Annotated in this window: 16 protein-coding genes; 10 read left to right on the top strand and 6 right to left on the bottom strand. The window is 71.7% G+C overall.

Translation table 11 applies throughout. The features are described from left to right. The first annotated feature begins 172 nt into the window (after positions 1-172). Genes LEL83_RS15330 through LEL83_RS15320 form a run of 3 tightly spaced genes read left to right on the top strand, consistent with a single transcriptional unit; the run spans position 173 to position 2544 of the window. A complete protein-coding gene (locus LEL83_RS15330; protein WP_225559465.1) occupies positions 173-1063 on the top strand; it encodes a Sir2 family NAD-dependent protein deacetylase in 891 nt (296 codons plus the stop codon). A 51-nt stretch (positions 1064-1114) separates the two neighbouring features. Next, positions 1115-1753: a histidine phosphatase family protein gene (locus LEL83_RS15325; RefSeq protein WP_225559464.1), complete on the top strand. Its 639-nt coding sequence runs from the start codon at positions 1115-1117 to the stop codon at positions 1751-1753. Positions 1754-1812: 59 nt separating this feature from the next. Beyond that, a complete protein-coding gene (locus LEL83_RS15320) occupies positions 1813-2544 on the top strand; it encodes a hypothetical protein (protein ID WP_225559463.1) in 732 nt (243 codons plus the stop codon). A 93-nt stretch (positions 2545-2637) separates the two neighbouring features. Here the strand turns inward: LEL83_RS15320 and LEL83_RS15315 are convergent, their stop codons facing one another. After that, positions 2638-3711 (bottom strand): glycosyltransferase family 4 protein, encoded by a 1074-nt coding sequence (locus LEL83_RS15315; RefSeq protein WP_225559466.1) that lies wholly within the window; start codon positions 3709-3711, stop codon positions 2638-2640. A gap of 5 nt (positions 3712-3716) precedes the next feature. Then, the gene (locus LEL83_RS15310) at positions 3717-4763 is read right to left on the bottom strand and encodes an alpha/beta fold hydrolase (protein ID WP_225559462.1); all 1047 of its coding nucleotides are present in this window, start codon (positions 4761-4763) and stop codon (positions 3717-3719) included. A gap of 114 nt (positions 4764-4877) precedes the next feature. Between LEL83_RS15310 and treS the strand changes: the two genes are divergently transcribed. Continuing rightward, positions 4878-6587 (top strand): maltose alpha-D-glucosyltransferase, encoded by a 1710-nt coding sequence (treS, locus tag LEL83_RS15305; protein WP_198655915.1) that lies wholly within the window; start codon positions 4878-4880, stop codon positions 6585-6587. 145 nt (positions 6588-6732) lie between these two features. Further along, on the top strand, positions 6733-7440 hold the full coding sequence (locus LEL83_RS15300; protein WP_198658678.1) for a 3'-5' exonuclease: 708 nt from the start codon (positions 6733-6735) through the stop codon (positions 7438-7440). 419 nt (positions 7441-7859) lie between these two features. On the opposite strand, the gene LEL83_RS15295 is transcribed toward LEL83_RS15300, so the two are convergent. The 3 genes from LEL83_RS15295 to glgA all read right to left on the bottom strand — a co-directional run bounded on the left by LEL83_RS15295 (position 7860) and on the right by glgA (position 10202). Continuing rightward, positions 7860-8108 (bottom strand): type B 50S ribosomal protein L31, encoded by a 249-nt coding sequence (locus LEL83_RS15295; protein ID WP_017887280.1) that lies wholly within the window; start codon positions 8106-8108, stop codon positions 7860-7862. Between the two features lie 102 nt (positions 8109-8210). Then, positions 8211-8993, bottom strand: a complete 783-nt coding sequence (locus tag LEL83_RS15290; protein ID WP_198655916.1) for an ABC transporter ATP-binding protein — start codon at positions 8991-8993, stop codon at positions 8211-8213. Positions 8994-9002: 9 nt separating this feature from the next. Then, positions 9003-10202, bottom strand: coding sequence for a glycogen synthase (glgA, locus tag LEL83_RS15285; RefSeq protein ID WP_225559460.1), 1200 nt, complete (start codon positions 10200-10202; stop codon positions 9003-9005). Positions 10203-10249: 47 nt separating this feature from the next. Here glgA and glgC point away from each other — a divergent pair, with 47 nt between their 5' ends. Together glgC and serB are read left to right on the top strand one after the other, a co-directional pair. Further along, the gene (gene glgC, locus LEL83_RS15280) at positions 10250-11491 is read left to right on the top strand and encodes a glucose-1-phosphate adenylyltransferase (RefSeq protein WP_225559459.1); all 1242 of its coding nucleotides are present in this window, start codon (positions 10250-10252) and stop codon (positions 11489-11491) included. Between the two features lie 81 nt (positions 11492-11572). Then, positions 11573-12211: a phosphoserine phosphatase SerB gene (serB, locus tag LEL83_RS15275; protein WP_198655919.1), complete on the top strand. Its 639-nt coding sequence runs from the start codon at positions 11573-11575 to the stop codon at positions 12209-12211. A 108-nt stretch (positions 12212-12319) separates the two neighbouring features. On the opposite strand, the gene fabG is transcribed toward serB, so the two are convergent. Further along, positions 12320-13033, bottom strand: a complete 714-nt coding sequence (fabG, locus tag LEL83_RS15270) for a 3-oxoacyl-ACP reductase FabG (RefSeq protein WP_198655920.1) — start codon at positions 13031-13033, stop codon at positions 12320-12322. 167 nt (positions 13034-13200) lie between these two features. Between fabG and LEL83_RS15265 the strand changes: the two genes are divergently transcribed. The 3 genes from LEL83_RS15265 to LEL83_RS15255 all read left to right on the top strand — a co-directional run. Next, on the top strand, positions 13201-13623 hold the full coding sequence (locus LEL83_RS15265) for a DUF3099 domain-containing protein (protein WP_198655921.1): 423 nt from the start codon (positions 13201-13203) through the stop codon (positions 13621-13623). Then, the gene (locus LEL83_RS15260) at positions 13623-13931 is read left to right on the top strand and encodes a hypothetical protein (protein ID WP_225559458.1); all 309 of its coding nucleotides are present in this window, start codon (positions 13623-13625) and stop codon (positions 13929-13931) included. Before LEL83_RS15265 ends, LEL83_RS15260 begins: the two co-directional genes overlap by 1 nt. Continuing rightward, positions 13928-14639, top strand: a 712-nt coding sequence (locus LEL83_RS15255; RefSeq protein ID WP_225559457.1) for an SURF1 family cytochrome oxidase biogenesis protein, incomplete at its 3' end; no start/stop codon positions are given. The genes LEL83_RS15260 and LEL83_RS15255, both read left to right, overlap by 4 nt.

Below are 14639 nucleotides of genomic sequence, written 5' to 3'. Positions count from 1 at the left end.
TACCCTCAACACCCGACCGTGCCGATCGCTTCCCGCGGCGCCGGTGACCGGGGTCCGGGGTACGGGTCCTGGTGCTGGTGCTGGTGCTCGGTGCTCGGTGCCGGGTGCGGGGTGACTGCGCCGCCGCGGGAAGCGATCGGCACGGTCGGGTGTTGAGGGTACCGTGAACAGGGTGCTGGATGATGCTGCGTCGACGACCGCGCCGACCGCCGGGTCGGCCGACACGGCCGACCTCGACCGGCTGGTCGAGGTGCTCGCCGGCAAGCGCGTCGCGGTCCTCTCCGGGGCCGGGCTGAGCACCGACTCGGGCATCCCCGACTACCGCGGTGCCGGTCGCGTCGTGCGCAAGCCGATGACGTTCCAGGAGTTCCTCGCCGACCCCGCGAAGCGGCAGCGGTACTGGGCGGGATCGCACCTGGGCTGGCGGAGCTTCGCGGCGGCGACGCCGAACGCGGGGCATCGCGCGCTCGCCGCACTCGAGGACGCCGGCGTGGTCGCCGGGATCATCACGCAGAACGTCGACGGCCTGCACCTGCGCGCCGGTTCGCGCCGGGTGGTCGAGATCCACGGCTCGATGGACCGCGCGGTCTGCCTGACCTGTGGCCAGGTGTTCTCGCGCGCCGACCTCGCCGCGACCATCGACCGCGCGAACCCCTGGATCGACGAGCCCGGCTCCGTGCAGCTGCAGCCCGACGGCGACGTCGAGATCACCGACGTCGGGCGGTTCGTCGTGCCGGCGTGCTCGGTGTGCGGCGGCGACCTGAAGCCCGACGTCGTGTTCTTCGGCGAGTTCGTCCCCACCGAGAAGTTCCACGAGGCCGTGTCGATCGTCGCCGACGCCGATGCCCTGCTCGTGGTGGGGTCGTCGCTCACGGTGAACTCCGGCGTCCGCCTGGTCGACCACGCGACCCGTCGGAAGAACCCCGTCGTCATCGTGAACCGCGGGGCGACCCGGAGTGACCGCCGGGCCGCGGTGAAGGTGGACGGTGGGACCACCGAGACGCTGGTGCACCTGGCGGAGCGGCTGGTCGCGGGCGCGGTGCCGGCGGCGGGCGACGAGTAGCGGACCGGGCAGCGCAGACTGGTCCCCCACGTCGTCTGCGAAGATCGACGGGTGACGACCCACCTGTACCTCGTCCGGCACGGCGAGACCGACTGGAACGCGCAACGCCGGATCCAGGGCTCGACCGACATCCCCCTCAACGACACCGGGCGCCGACAGGCCGCCGAAGCCGCCGAACTGCTCGCCCGGCGACCCTTCGACGCCGTCGTGGCGTCACCGCTGTCCCGTGCGGCCACCACCGGGGCGATCATCGCCGACCGCCTCGGTCTCCCGGCTCCGGCGACCTACCCGGGCCTGGCGGAGCGCTCCTACGGCGAGGCCGAGGGCCTGACCGACGACGAGGTCCTGGCCCGCTACCCGCACGACGACATCCCCGGTCGTGAGTCCCGGTCCGCCCTGCTCGCGCGCACCACCGAGGCCCTCGGCGAGATCGCGGTGCGGTTCGACGGCGGGGTCGTGGTGGTCGCGACGCACGGTGCCGTGATCCGTGCCGTGGTGAACGCCTCGGCGCCGGGCACCGCAGACCGTCGGGACACCCCGATCCGCAACGGCTCGATCCACTCGTTCCGCTGGGACCCCGAGCGGTTCCACGCCGAGCTCGTCCGGTTCGACGACCCCATCGACGACGTCTCCGACGCGACCGGCGGCGCTCCGTTCGACCACCAGAACCCGCTCGAACGCCGCAGCTGACCAGGGACTAGGCTCCGACGCACCCGAAACCGCCTGCGCGTCCGGGTGGAGGGAGCGACATGTCCGACGACGGAACCGACCGCTCCACGCAGCGCGCCCTCGACCCGCCGGACGACGACCTCGACCAGGTCTTCGGCCCCGAGACGGCGTCCGTGCCGTCCCGGACGCGGGCGCGCACCTGGGTCGTCATCAGCGTCGGTGTCCTCGCGGTCGCCGCGGTCATCGTCGTGGCGCTCGGGTCGATCGTCGGGAGCGTCCAGAACGGCATCGGCGGGGTGTTCCCCCGACCGGACGCGGCGCTCGACCGGTTCGACGCGCGCGTCGGCGACCTGCCCGGGGTCGTCGAGGTGCGGCACCACGAACCGCGGAAGACGGCGTTCGCGAGCTACGACGCGACCGCCACCGTCCGCGCCGACCCAGCCCTCGACCGCGCGGCGCGTGCGGACCTCGTCGAAGCCGTCAGCCGTGCGGCGGAGGACGCCGGCGGCAACGGCGTGCGCATCGTCGCCATCGCCGACCTCGGGGTGCTGCACGTCGGTGTCACGGGCGACCGGGCGGTGACGGAGCGCCGCCTGGTGCTCGCGGACACGCTCGACCGCATCGGCGGGGTGACGGCGGTGCGGTGCTCGTGGGCCCGGGGCACCGAGGCCTCCGACGACGACGCCGACCAGTCGGTCGTCGTGGAGACCCCGGGACGGGGCAAGGCCCTGCCACCGATCGTGGCGCGGGTCACCGAGGAGACCCAGCGGGTGTTCCCAGGAGCGGACGTCGAGGTACGGGCGCCGCAGTAGCGCCAGCAGGCAGGCCGACCGCGGTGCCGCCCGGCGCCAGCAGGCAGCCCGACCGCGGTGCCGCCCGGCGCCAGCCGGCGCTGGCATCCGGGGTCAGCGTGCCGCCCGGTCCCGCACGGCCCGCTCCACCGCGCGGACGACCTGCTCCGCCGAGTCCTGCCACCGGAACCGCCCGGCCCGCGCGATCGACTGCTGCGAGGCCTCCTGCCACCGTCCCTCGACGCGCCGCACCGCCGCTGCGACCGCCGACGGCGACGCCGGGTCGAAGTACTCGGCCGCCTCGCCACCGATCTCCCGGAAGATCGGGATGTCGCTCACCACCACCGGCGTGCCGACGCCCATCGCCTCGACCAGCGGGATGCCGAACCCCTCGTCGTACGAGGCCGTGGCCAACGCCGTGGCCGACCGGAGCACCGACAGGTACTCCTCGTCCGACGCCCCGTCGTGGAACACGATCGCCCCTGCGGGCGCGAGCCCCTCGAGCCGGGCACGGTCGGCTGCGGACACGCGCGACATGCAGTGCAGCGTCCAGTCCGGGCCGAGCAGCGGCAGCGCCGCCGCGAGCGTCTCGACGTTCTTGTACGGCATGAAGGAGCCCATGTAGACGAGCGAGCGCTCACGCGCCCCGTCTGCCGGTCGTGGGTCCGCCGGGTCCGCGGCGTTGTACGCCACGGTGACCGGACGCCGGGTGAGCCGGTGCTCGGCGATGAGCGTCGCGGTGGTCTCCGACACCGTGACGATCCCGTCGGCGCCGTTCAGCAGCAGGCGCTGCGGCACCCAGGACAGGTGGAACGCCCGCCACCCGAGCCGGAGCGGCCACGAGAACTCCCGCGGAGGCGTGCGGTTCCGGTAGTAGATCAGGTCGTGCAGCGTCAGCACGAGCGCGTGGTCGCGGCCGCGCGACCCCATCGTCTGCATCGGCGAGAACACCGCGTCGAGTCCCAGACGGTTCACCCGGCGGGCGACGAGCGGCTCCCCCGCGTCGGTCGGGGCCGGCAGCAGTTCCCACGGCAGCTCACGCGGCAGCGACTCGAGCTGGCGTTCGTCGCTGACGAGCAGCACGTAGTCGTGGCGGTCGGGCAGGTGCGCCACGACGCCCGCGGTGAACCGGCTGATCCCGTCGTGCCGGCCGATCCGCACGTAGCGGCAGTCGATGCCGATGCGCAGCCGCGTCACGACGCCTCCGTCTCGCCGGCCGGGGCGGCCGTCCCGTGCTGGTCCTGGTCCGCTCCCCGGGTCGCGCCGTCGCGTGCCTCGGTCGGCCGGGAGGCCCGGGTCGGCCCCGGCGACCGTCGCGCATTCGCCCTCCGGTCGCGTCCCGGACGGGCCGGCGTGTCGGCCATCCGCCGCAGGACGGCGGCCGCGGCCGGCGCCGGCGTCTCGTAGTGCACCAGGTGTCCGACGCCCGGGATCACGACGAGCTCGGCGTCGCGCAACCGGGCGGCCAGCGCGCGCTGCTCGGGCACGGCCGTGATGTCGTCGTGCTCGGCGGCCACCATGAGCACCGGCACGTCGATCCGGTCGGCGTACTCCGACACGTCGTGCGTGACCGAGGTCCGGAACGCCTCGAGCACGCTCGTGCGGTTCGCGAAGGCCGAGAAGTACCGGTCGTGCTGGTCGTGCACCCAGCGGCGCAGCGCCGGGTCGTGCGACTTGAGCATCGCGACGCTCATCGCGCGGACGATCGCGCCGTTGCGCAGGATGCCGAGTCCGATCGGCCGGGGCAGCACCGCGCCCGCCCGGTAGTAGCCGATCGCGATGGCCGTGCCGATCGCGCGCGGACCCTGCAGGGCCGGGGCGGCGATCGGGTTGACGAGGACGAGCAGCCGGGTGTCGAGTCCGGCGGCGACGGCCGCCGAGACGACGATCGAGCCGAACGAGTGGCCGAGCACGACGGTGTCGCGGCCCAGGCCGAGCGCGGCGGCGAACCCCTTCAGCCACGTGACGTACCCGTCGACGTCGGAGACCGGCAGCGGGTCCGACTCGCCGAAGCCGGGCAGGTCCGGCACGATCACGCGGACGCCCTCCAGGTGTGCGGCGATCGTCTCCAACCCGTGGTGGTCCCCGCGGAACCCGTGGACGGCGAGCACGGTCCGGTCGGCGTCCTCGGGCCCGTAGACCCAGTGGTGCGTGGTCCGGCCGTCCACCTGGACGGCCCGGTGCACGACCGGGGTGGCGGCCATCAGCGACTGGTACGGGGAGAGCACGGGCGGTTGCATCCGCGCCAGTCTAGGGAGCCAACCGCACGAAACCCCGGACACCCGCAGCGTCGCGCGCCTATCGTGTCCGGGGCGGGCCGTCGACGGGTCCGACGACCTTCGACGAGGAGCACGGTGACCTTCACAGCCCCGATCCAGTTGCCCGGACTGACGCTCGACCCGCAGTGGTACAAGCGCTCGGTCTTCTACGAGTGCATGATCCGCTCGTTCGTGGATTCGAACGGTGACGGCATCGGCGACATCCAGGGCGTGATCGGCAAGCTCGACTACCTGCAGTGGCTCGGGGTGGACGCCCTGTGGCTGCCCCCGTTCTTCCAGTCGCCGATGCGCGACGGCGGGTACGACATCGCCGACTACCGGGCGATCCTGCCGGAGTTCGGCACCCTCGACGACTTCCGCGAGCTGGTCACGAAGTCGCACGAGCGCAACATGCGCATCGTCATCGACATGGTGATCAACCACACGAGCGACCAGCACGAGTGGTTCCAGCAGTCCCGCGAGGACCCGGACGGCCCCTACGGCGACTTCTACGTCTGGCGGGACACCGACGAGGACTACTCGAACATCCGCATCATCTTCGTGGACACCGAGGAGTCGAACTGGACGTTCGACCCGGTGCGCCGGCAGTTCTTCTTCCACCGGTTCTTCTCGCACCAGCCCGACCTGAACTTCGAGAACCCGGCCGTGGTCGAGGCCGTGTACGACGTCGTCCGGCACTGGCTGGACATGGGTGTCGACGGTCTGCGGCTCGACGCGATCCCGTACCTGTTCGAGTCCGAGGAGGGCAACGGCGAGGGCGAGCCGGAGACCCACGAGTTCATCAAGAAGCTCCGCGCGATGGTGGACGACGAGTACCCCGGCCGGGTCCTGCTGGCCGAGGCGAACCAGTGGCCCCGTGAGACCGCCGCGTTCTTCGGCACGGACGAGGAACCCGAGTGCCACATGGCGTTCGACTTCCCGGTCATGCCCCGGATCTTCTACTCGCTCCGCGCCCAGCACGCGGCCGAGCTCAAGGCGATCCTGTCCGAGACCCTCGACGTCCCCTCGTCGGCGGCGTGGGGCGTCTTCCTCCGCAACCACGACGAGCTCACGCTCGAGATGGTGAGCGAGGAGTACCGGCAGGCGATGTACGGCTGGTACGGGTACGACCCGCGGATGCGCTCGAACATCGGCATCCGTCGCCGTCTCGCTCCCCTGCTCGACAACTCCCGCGCCGAGCTCGAACTCATCCACGCGCTGCTGTTCTCGCTGCCGGGTTCGCCGTTCCTGTACTACGGCGACGAGATCGGCATGGGCGACAACATCTGGCTGCCGGACCGCGACTCGTCCCGCACGCCCATGCAGTGGACGCCGGACCGGAACGCCGGCTTCTCGACCGCCGACCCGGGCAAGTTGTACCTGCCCGTCGTGCAGTCCCTGGTGTACAACTACGCGCAGGTCAACGTCGAGGCGCAGCTCGCCCAGTCGCGCTCCCTGCTGCACTGGGTCCGGAACGTCATCCACGTGCGGAAGGCGCACCCGGTCTTCGGACTCGGCACGCTCGACGTGCAGGAGACCTCGAACGAGTCGGTGCTCGCCTTCGTCCGCTCGTGGGAGGGCTCCGGGCAGCAGTTCGGCCCGTCCGCCGAGGACGTCCTGTGCGTGTTCTCGTTCGCGACGAACCCGACCTCGGTGACCATCACGGCACCCGAGTACGCCGGTCGCCCGCTGTACGACCTGTTCGGCGGCAGCTCGTTCCCGTCCTTCGACGAGGACGGCACCGTCACGCTCACCATGGGCACGCAGTCGTTCTTCTGGCTGCACGTCGGCGCACCGGTCGGCTGACCGGGGCGCGCCGGGCGGCCCCCCGGCTGGCCGGACGAGCGGGCGGCGGGCGGGTCGCCGTGGTGGTGTCGGTGCGTCCGGCTAGCCTCGTCGGGTGACGTACTCCGCAGCAGCGCTCGACACGCCCGCGCCGACGACTCCCCCGGTGCAGGACCTCTCCGGTCGGCCCTGGTGGCACGCGCTCGGCGTGTTCGACCTCGAGACCACCGGTGTCGACGTCGAGACCGCCCGCATCGTCACCGCCCACGTGGGCCTGATCGACGTCACCGGGCGGTCCATCGTCGAGGGTGCGTGGATCGCCGATCCGGGCGTCGAGATCCCCGAGGGCGCCGCGGCCGTGCACGGGTACACCACCGAACGCGCGCAGGCCGAAGGGCGTCCCGCCGCCGAGGTCGTGGGCGAGATCATCGCCGCCATCGAAGCGGTGTTCGCCCGCGGCATCCCGCTCGTCATCTACAACGCCCCGTACGACCTCACCGTCCTCGACCGCGAGGCCAAGCGCCACGGGTTCGCCTCGCCGGTGATCGGCAACGTCGTCGACCCGCTCGTGATCGACAAGGCGCTCGACACCTACCGCAAGGGCAAGCGCACGCTCGAGGCCGCGTCCGAGCTCTACGGCGTGGCCCTCGACGACGCCCACGACGCCGGCGCCGACGCGATCGCTGCCGGGCGTGTCGCCCAGGCCATCGCGAACCGCTACCCGGATGAACTCGGCGTCTCGGCCGAGGAACTCCACCGCAAGCAGGTCGGCTGGTGCGCCGAGCAGGCGACCTCGTTCCAGGACTACATGCGGAAGAAGCGCGACCCGGCCTTCGTCGCCGACGGCCGCTGGCCCCACCGCAACGGCGCCTGACCGCCCCCGGGTGCACGGCGGCCGCCCACCCCGTGCCGCCCGCCCGCGCCCGCACAACCGCGCCCGCGCGCACACAAACGCGCCCGTGCCCGCGCACAAGCCGCGCCCGCGCGCACACAACCGCCCCCGTGCCCGCGCACAACCAAAGTGCATCGGCACCACGCGAAGAGGTGGCGCCGATGCACTTCGGTTGTGCGCCGCCACCCCACGCCGCCACCCCGCGCCAACTCGCGCCACCGCTCCGCACCACTCCCGCGCGCCAGCAGCACCGCGCCCCGCTCCGGTCATCGCGCCCCTGCACACCCGGGTGCAACGACCGCAGCGGGGCGCAACCGGTCAGGGAACTCGCGACGACGCCCCACAACGCGAACGGGCGGCCCTCCCGAAGGAGAGCCGCCCGATGGCGTTGTGTGGGCTGCTTACTTGCTGAAGCCCTTGAAGCGCTGGTTGAACTTCTCGACGCGACCGGCCGAGTCGAGGATGCGCTGCTTGCCCGTGTAGAACGGGTGCGACGCGGAGGAGATCTCGACGTCGATGACCGGGTAGGTCGCACCGTCGAGCTCGATGGTCTTGTCGCTGTTCGCGGTCGAACGCGTCAGGAACGTCTCACCGGAGGCCAGGTCGCGGAAGACGATGGCGCGGTACTCGGGGTGGGTGTCGGTCTTCATGGAGATTCCTCGATAGCGGTGGTGGGATTGCGCGAACTGCGCGGGAAGTCATCGGCTTGCGCCAGCCGTCCACGATACCAGAGAGACGACCGGATCGCAGCGCTACGCGGCGCGTGCCGTGTAGCGACCGGCGTCCTTGGTGACGGAGAGCTCGATGCCGAACGCCTCGGTCAGGGTCTGGTCGGTCAGGACCTCGTCGATCGGCCCCGCGGCCTGCACATGGCCGTCCGCGAGGACGAGCGCGTGCGTGAACCCGGCCGGGATCTCCTCGACGTGGTGGGTGACGATGACGATCGCCGGCGAGTCCGCACTCTGGGCGTAGCCGCCGAGGGTGCGGACGAGGCTCTCGCGGGCGCCGAGGTCGAGCGACGCGGCCGGTTCGTCGAGGAACAGGATCTCCGGATCGGTCATCACGGCGCGGGCGATCTGGACGCGCTTCTGCTCGCCGTCGCTCAGTTCGCCGAACGTGCGGTCGGTGAAGGAGCCGAGGCCCCACTCGTCGAGCACGCGCTGGGCACGGCGGACGTCGAGCTCCTCGTACTCCTCGTTCCAGCGGCCGGTGACCGAGTACGCCGCGGTGAGCACCACGTCGATGACCTTCTCGGTCACCGGGATGCGTCGCGCCAGCGCGGTCGAGGCGAATCCGATGCGCGGCCGGAGCTCGAACAGGTCGGCGCCGCCGAGCTCGGTGCCGAGCACCTCGACGTCACCCGAGGTCGGGAACGTCTGGGCGCCGGCCACCTGCAGCAGCGTGGTCTTGCCGGCGCCGTTCGCACCGAGCACGACCCAGCGTTCGTCGTCCTGCACCTCCCACGAGATCGCGTCGAGGATGGTGGCCCCGTTGCGGACCACGGAGACGTCTGACAAGCGCACGACCGAGGGCATGCCCCCAGCCTACGGCTTCTGCCCGAGCACCTGGTCGTAGACCTGCCGTGTCCTGGTGGCGATCGCGTCCCACGTGAACTCGGTCTCCACGCGCAGCCGCCCGGCGCGCCCCATGAGCTTCGCCAGCCCCTCGTCGGCGAGCACCTCGGTGAGGGTCGCGGCCAGGTCGGCGACGAAGCGGTCGGGGTCGGTCGGGGTGCCGGTGCCGTCCTGCACCTGGTCGATCGGGACGATGCGTCCGGTCAGGCCGTCGGCGACGACCTCGGGGATGCCCCCGGTGCCGGTGCCCACGACGGGGATGCCGCACGCCATGGCCTCGAGGTTCACGATGCCGAGCGGCTCGTACACCGACGGGCAGACGAACACGGTGCCCGACGTGAGCACGTTGACGATCTCCTGGTGGGCGAGCATCCGGTCGATCCACACGACGCCCTCGCGCCGTTCGCGCAGCGAGGAGACGAGTTCGGTGACCTCGGCGAGGATCTCCGGCGTGTCCGGCGCGCCGGCGCACAGCACGATCTGCACGTCCTCCGGCAGCGACGCGACGGCGCGCAGCAGGTAGGGCAGGCCCTTCTGGCGGGTGATGCGCCCGACGAACACGACCGAGCGCTTCGACGGGTCGATCCCGAGCGAGCGGACGGCGTCCTCGTCGACGGTGGGCTTCCACTCGTCGATGTCGATGCCGTTGTAGACGACGTGCACCTTCGCGGGGTCGATCGACGGGTACGAGCGGAGGATGTCCGCGCGCATCGCCTTCGACACCGCGATGACACCGTCGGCGTGTTCGAACGCCTCGCGCTCCATCCAGCTCGACAGGCGGTAGCCGCCGCCGAGCTGCTCGGCCTTCCACGGGCGCAGGGGCTCGAGGCTGTGGGCGGTGACGACGTGCGGGATGCCGTACGTCAGCTGCGCGATCCGGCCCGCCGAGTTCGCGTACCAGGTGTGGGAGTGCACCAGGTCGGCACCCTCGACGTCGGCGGCGATGGCCACGTCGGTCCCGAGGGCCTGCAGCGCGCCGTTCGCCTGACCGAGCCCGTCCGGGGTCCGGTAGGACCACACGTCGGCTTCGTCTCGGAAGGCCCCGAAGGCCCGGACACGGACGTCGGTGTCGGTTCCCGACCGCAACGCGGCGGTGAGTTCGGACACGTGGACACCCGCTCCGCCGTAGACCTCCGGCGGATACTCCCTGGTCAGCAGATCGACTCGCACTGGTTCAAGGTAACCGGTTCCCAGTGCTGACGCCTACTGTGAGCGGCATGGCACCAAAGAAGGTCTTCGGCATCGTGCTCGCTGGCGGCGAGGGCAAACGACTCATGCCGCTCACAGCAGATCGCGCGAAGCCCGCCGTCCCGTTCGGCGGCAACTTCCGTCTCATCGACTTCGCACTGTCCAACCTCGTCAACTCCGGTCTGCAGAAGATCGTCGTCCTGACCCAGTACAAGTCGCACAGTCTCGACCGGCACGTCGCGGAGACGTGGCGCATGGAGGGGCTGCTCGGCTCCTACGTGGCGTCCGTCCCCGCGCAGCAGCGGCTCGGCAAGCGCTGGTTCGCCGGTTCGGCCGACGCGATCCTGCAGTCGCTCAACCTGCTGCGCGACGAGCGACCCGACGTCGTGGTCGTCGTCGGCGCCGACCACGTGTACCGGATGGACTTCCACCAGATGGTCGAGGCGCACATCGCCTCCGGCCGCAGTGCCACGGTCGCGGCCATCCGCCAGCCGATCGGGCTCGCCGACCAGTTCGGCGTCATCCAGGTGGCCGAGGACGACCCGACGAAGATCGCGGCGTTCCTCGAGAAGCCGAAGGACGCGGTCGGCCTGGCCGACTCCCCCGGCGAGGTCCTCGCGTCGATGGGCAACTACGTCTTCGACGCCGACGCCCTGGTCGACGCCGTCCTCCGCGACGGTCAGCTCGAGACGTCGAAGCACGACATGGGTGGCGACATCGTCCCCGACTTCGTGAACCGCGGCGACGCCGGCGTCTACGACCTGCAGCGCAACGAGGTGCCGGGGTCCACCGACCGCGACAAGTACTACTGGCGCGATGTGGGCACCATCGACTCGTTCTTCGACGCCCACATGGACCTCATCGCACCGGTCCCGGTCTTCAACCTGTACAACCAGGACTGGCCGATCTTCAACCAGCAGACGAACCTGCCCCCGGCGAAGTTCGTCCGCGACGCGAACGGCAACACCGGCTCCACGGTGGACTCCCTCGTGTCGCTGGGCTGCCTGGTGTCCGGGGCGCAGGTCGAGCGCAGCATGATCGGCTCGTGGTGCTCGATCGACTCGGGCGCGAAGGTGCTCGACTCGATCGTCTTCGAGCGGGCGACGATCGGTGCCGGCGCGGTCGTGAACCGCGCCATCCTCGACAAGGACGTCGTCATCGCGCCCGGTGCGCAGGTCGGCATCGACCGTGAGACCGACGAGGCCCGCGGCTTCACCGTCACCGCGTCGGGCATCACCGTGGTCGGCAAGGGCGTGCGCGTCGACGCGTAGCGCGTCACAGGGCACCGGATCGGAGGCACGGCTCGCGTCACACGACGCGGCCGTGCCTCCGTCTGTCGGTACCGTTGGTGCGTGCCCCGCTTCCTCGTCGTCCTCGATGCCGATTCCACGCTCCTCGAGGACGAGGTGATCGAACTGCTGGCGGACGCCGCCGGGACCCGACCACAGGTCGCCGCGATCACGGAGCGCGCCATGCACGGCGAGATCGACTTCGCCGCGAGCCTCCGGGAGCGTGTCGCGACGCTGGCGGGCCTCCAGGCCGACGTCTTCGCCCGCGCACAGCGGGCGGTCCGCGTCACGCGGGGCGCCGACGCGCTCGTCCGCGGCGTGCACGCCGCAGGCGGCACGGTCGGCGTGGTGTCCGGCGGGTTCCACGAGGTGCTCGACCCGTTCGCGGAACGGCTGGGGCTCGACCACTGCCGCGCCAACCGGCTCGAGGTGCGCGACGGGGTGCTCACCGGGCGGGTGCTCGGCGGGATCGTCGACGCGCACGCCAAGGCCGTCGCGCTGCGCGAGTGGGCCGACGCGGACGGTGTGGACGCGGTGCGGACCGTGGCGGTCGGCGACGGCGCGAACGACCTCGAGATGATGCGGGTCGCGGCCCTGTCCGTGGCCTTCGACGCGAAGCCGCGGGTGCGGGAGCAGGCCGACGTGTCGGTCGTCGACCGCGACCTGTCGGTCGTGCTCGCGGCGCTCGGCCTGCGCGGCTGAGCGCGCCGGGCGCACCCGTCGCTTCGACGCTTCGCGCTCGGCGACAGGTCACGCGCACGCGTGCCCGTGGAGTGTCGCCCAGCGCGAGACCACGTGCCGGCGGCGCGCCTAGTGCCCCATGCCCAGGCCGCCGTCGACCGGGATGATCGCACCGGAGACGTACCCGGCCCCGTCGCTGGCCAGGAAGAGCGTGGCGTCGGCGACGTCGTCCACGGTGCCGTAGCGGGCGGCCGGGATCGCCTTCTTGAACTCGGCCTGCAGCTCGTCGGACAGCGCCGCCGTCATGTCGGTCTGGATGAAGCCCGGGGCGACGACGTTCGCCGTGATGCCGCGCGACCCGAGCTCGCGGGTGATCGAGCGGGCCATGCCGACCAGCGCCGCCTTCGACGAGGCGTAGTTGACCTGGCCGATCTGGCCGTAGGCACCGACGACGCTCGACATGAGCACGATGCGGCCGAACTTCGCCTTCATCATGCCCTTCGTGGCGCGCTTGACGACGCGGAAGGTGCCCGTGAGGTTCGTGTCCACGACGCTCGTGAAGTCGTCCTCGGACATCCGGAGCAGCAGCTGGTCGTTCGTGATCCCGGCGTTCGCGACGAGCACCTCGACGGGGCCGTACTCGGCCTCGACCTGCGTGAAGGCGGCGTCGACCGAGGCCGTGTCGGTGATGTCGGCCTGCACGGTCAGGGCGCCCTCGGGTCCGCCCTGGCCGCTCCGCGAGGTGACCGCGACCCGGTGGCCGGCGGCGACGAACCGCTCGGCGAGGGCGCGGCCGATGCCACGGTTGCCGCCGGTGATGAGGACGGTACGGGGGGTGCTCATGGTCGCTCCGTTCGGTGGGGTGGGGTCGTGTCGATCGGCGCCGAGTGCCCGGCTGACACGCCCGGACGAGCGTACCGGAGCCGGTCCGTCCACCGGTTCGCGCGCGGCGCGAGCACGATCCACCCGACGGGCTTAGGCTTGACCACGGGTAGACGGAGACCATCTGTATGAAGAGCACGAACACGAGCATCACCTCGCTCCCGGACACGCCGGAGCAGGACCGGGCGCACCGCCTGTCCCGCTACGTCTGGCAGATGGCCGTGCGGGTCGTCCTCTTCATCGCGGCCGTGCTCATCTGGACCACGTGGCACTCGTGGATCGTCGCGATCCCGATCGTCCTGGCCGCCGTGATCCCCTGGGTCGCCGTCGTCATCGCCAATGCGGGCAGCCGCACCGAGAGCGACATGATCTCCCCTGCCGGCGCCATCGAGCTCTACGACGCCGTCGACCCGCGCTTGCGGGAACAGCAGGAGGACGCCCGGGCACAGGCCTACCGCGACGAGCAGGACCGTCTGCGGCAACAGGCGCAGCACGCCCAGGACGAGTGGCAGCGCAACGGCGACCGGTCGAAGATGTGGGGCCACCGCTGATGGGGGCGACCTTCGACCTGCAGACCGAGCCGGGGTCGACCCCGGTGTGCTCCCGCGCCGGCTGCACCTCGACGGCCGCCTGGCGGATCAACTGGCGCAACCCCCGCATCCACGCGACCGATCGCGTCAAGATCTGGGCGGCGTGCGAGGAGCACCGCGACTTCCTGGCGGACTACCTGCGCTCGCGTTCCTTCCCGGTGCGCGTCACCGGCATGCACGAGGACGTCGACCGCCTCGATGACGAACGCGACCCGGCGGCCGCCCCCAAGAACGACGTCGGGGTGCGCTCCACCGGCACCACGCGATGACCCAGGACTTCGATCCGCAGTCGCGCTACGGCCGGAAGCACGCCGCACAACTGCAGCGTCCCGCCGCGGCGGACGACCGCGCCGATGCGGGCCGCGACCCCGACGAGCCGTTCGTCGGGTGGCGCTTCGTCCGCAGCCGTCGCTGGCTCGGGTACTTCGCCATCGCCGTGGCCTTCGCCGTCGTCTGTGCGCTGTTCGGCATGTGGCAGTGGGACCGCCGCAACGAAGCCGTCCGGCAGAACGCGCAGGTCGCACAGAACTACGACCACGCGCCGGTCCCCCTCGACCAGGCGCTGCCGCAGGCCTCGAGCTGGCAGGACGACCAGGAGTGGCTCCGCGTCTCGGTGACGGGTCAGTACGACGTCGACGCCCAGCTGCTCGTCCGCAACCGCGTGCACAACGGCCAGCCCGGCTTCGAGGTCCTGACCCCCCTGGTCACCGACACGGGCCGGGCGTTCATCGTCGACCGCGGGTGGGTGCCGACCGGCAACGCGCAGGACGCGCCCGACCACGTCCCCGCGCCACCCTCGGGTGAGGTGACGGCCGTCGTCCGCCTGCAGGAGAGCGAACCGCGCATCCCCGGCCGTTCCGACCCGGCCGAGTCCGACCAGGTGCAGTCGGTGACGCTCGACGACGTCGCCGCCAAGGTGGACACCCCGATCTGGACGGGTGCGTACGGGCAGCTCGCCTCGGAGTCCCCGGCCCCCG

The sequence above is a fragment of the Curtobacterium oceanosedimentum genome (assembly GCF_020297365.1).
Classification (GTDB): Bacteria; Actinomycetota; Actinomycetes; order Actinomycetales; family Microbacteriaceae; genus Curtobacterium.
The sequence above is the reverse complement of the archived record's forward strand: the minus strand, read 5'-3'. Positions and strand labels throughout refer to the sequence as shown.

What these genes read in the sequence shown, in the direction of transcription:
- LEL83_RS15320 (WP_225559463.1), top strand. Translation starts at nt 1,813, where the DNA reads ATGTCCGACGACGGAACCGACCGCTCCACGCAGCGCGCCCTCGACCCG.
- glgC (WP_225559459.1), top strand. Translation starts at nt 10,250, where the DNA reads ATGGCACCAAAGAAGGTCTTCGGCATCGTGCTCGCTGGCGGCGAGGGC.
- LEL83_RS15310 (WP_225559462.1), bottom strand. Translation starts at nt 4,763, where the DNA reads ATGCAACCGCCCGTGCTCTCCCCGTACCAGTCGCTGATGGCCGCCACC.
- LEL83_RS15265 (WP_198655921.1), top strand. Translation starts at nt 13,201, where the DNA reads ATGAAGAGCACGAACACGAGCATCACCTCGCTCCCGGACACGCCGGAG.
- LEL83_RS15295 (WP_017887280.1), bottom strand. Translation starts at nt 8,108, where the DNA reads ATGAAGACCGACACCCACCCCGAGTACCGCGCCATCGTCTTCCGCGAC.
- LEL83_RS15260 (WP_225559458.1), top strand. Translation starts at nt 13,623, where the DNA reads ATGGGGGCGACCTTCGACCTGCAGACCGAGCCGGGGTCGACCCCGGTG.
- fabG (WP_198655920.1), bottom strand. Translation starts at nt 13,033, where the DNA reads ATGAGCACCCCCCGTACCGTCCTCATCACCGGCGGCAACCGTGGCATC.
- LEL83_RS15290 (WP_198655916.1), bottom strand. Translation starts at nt 8,993, where the DNA reads ATGCCCTCGGTCGTGCGCTTGTCAGACGTCTCCGTGGTCCGCAACGGG.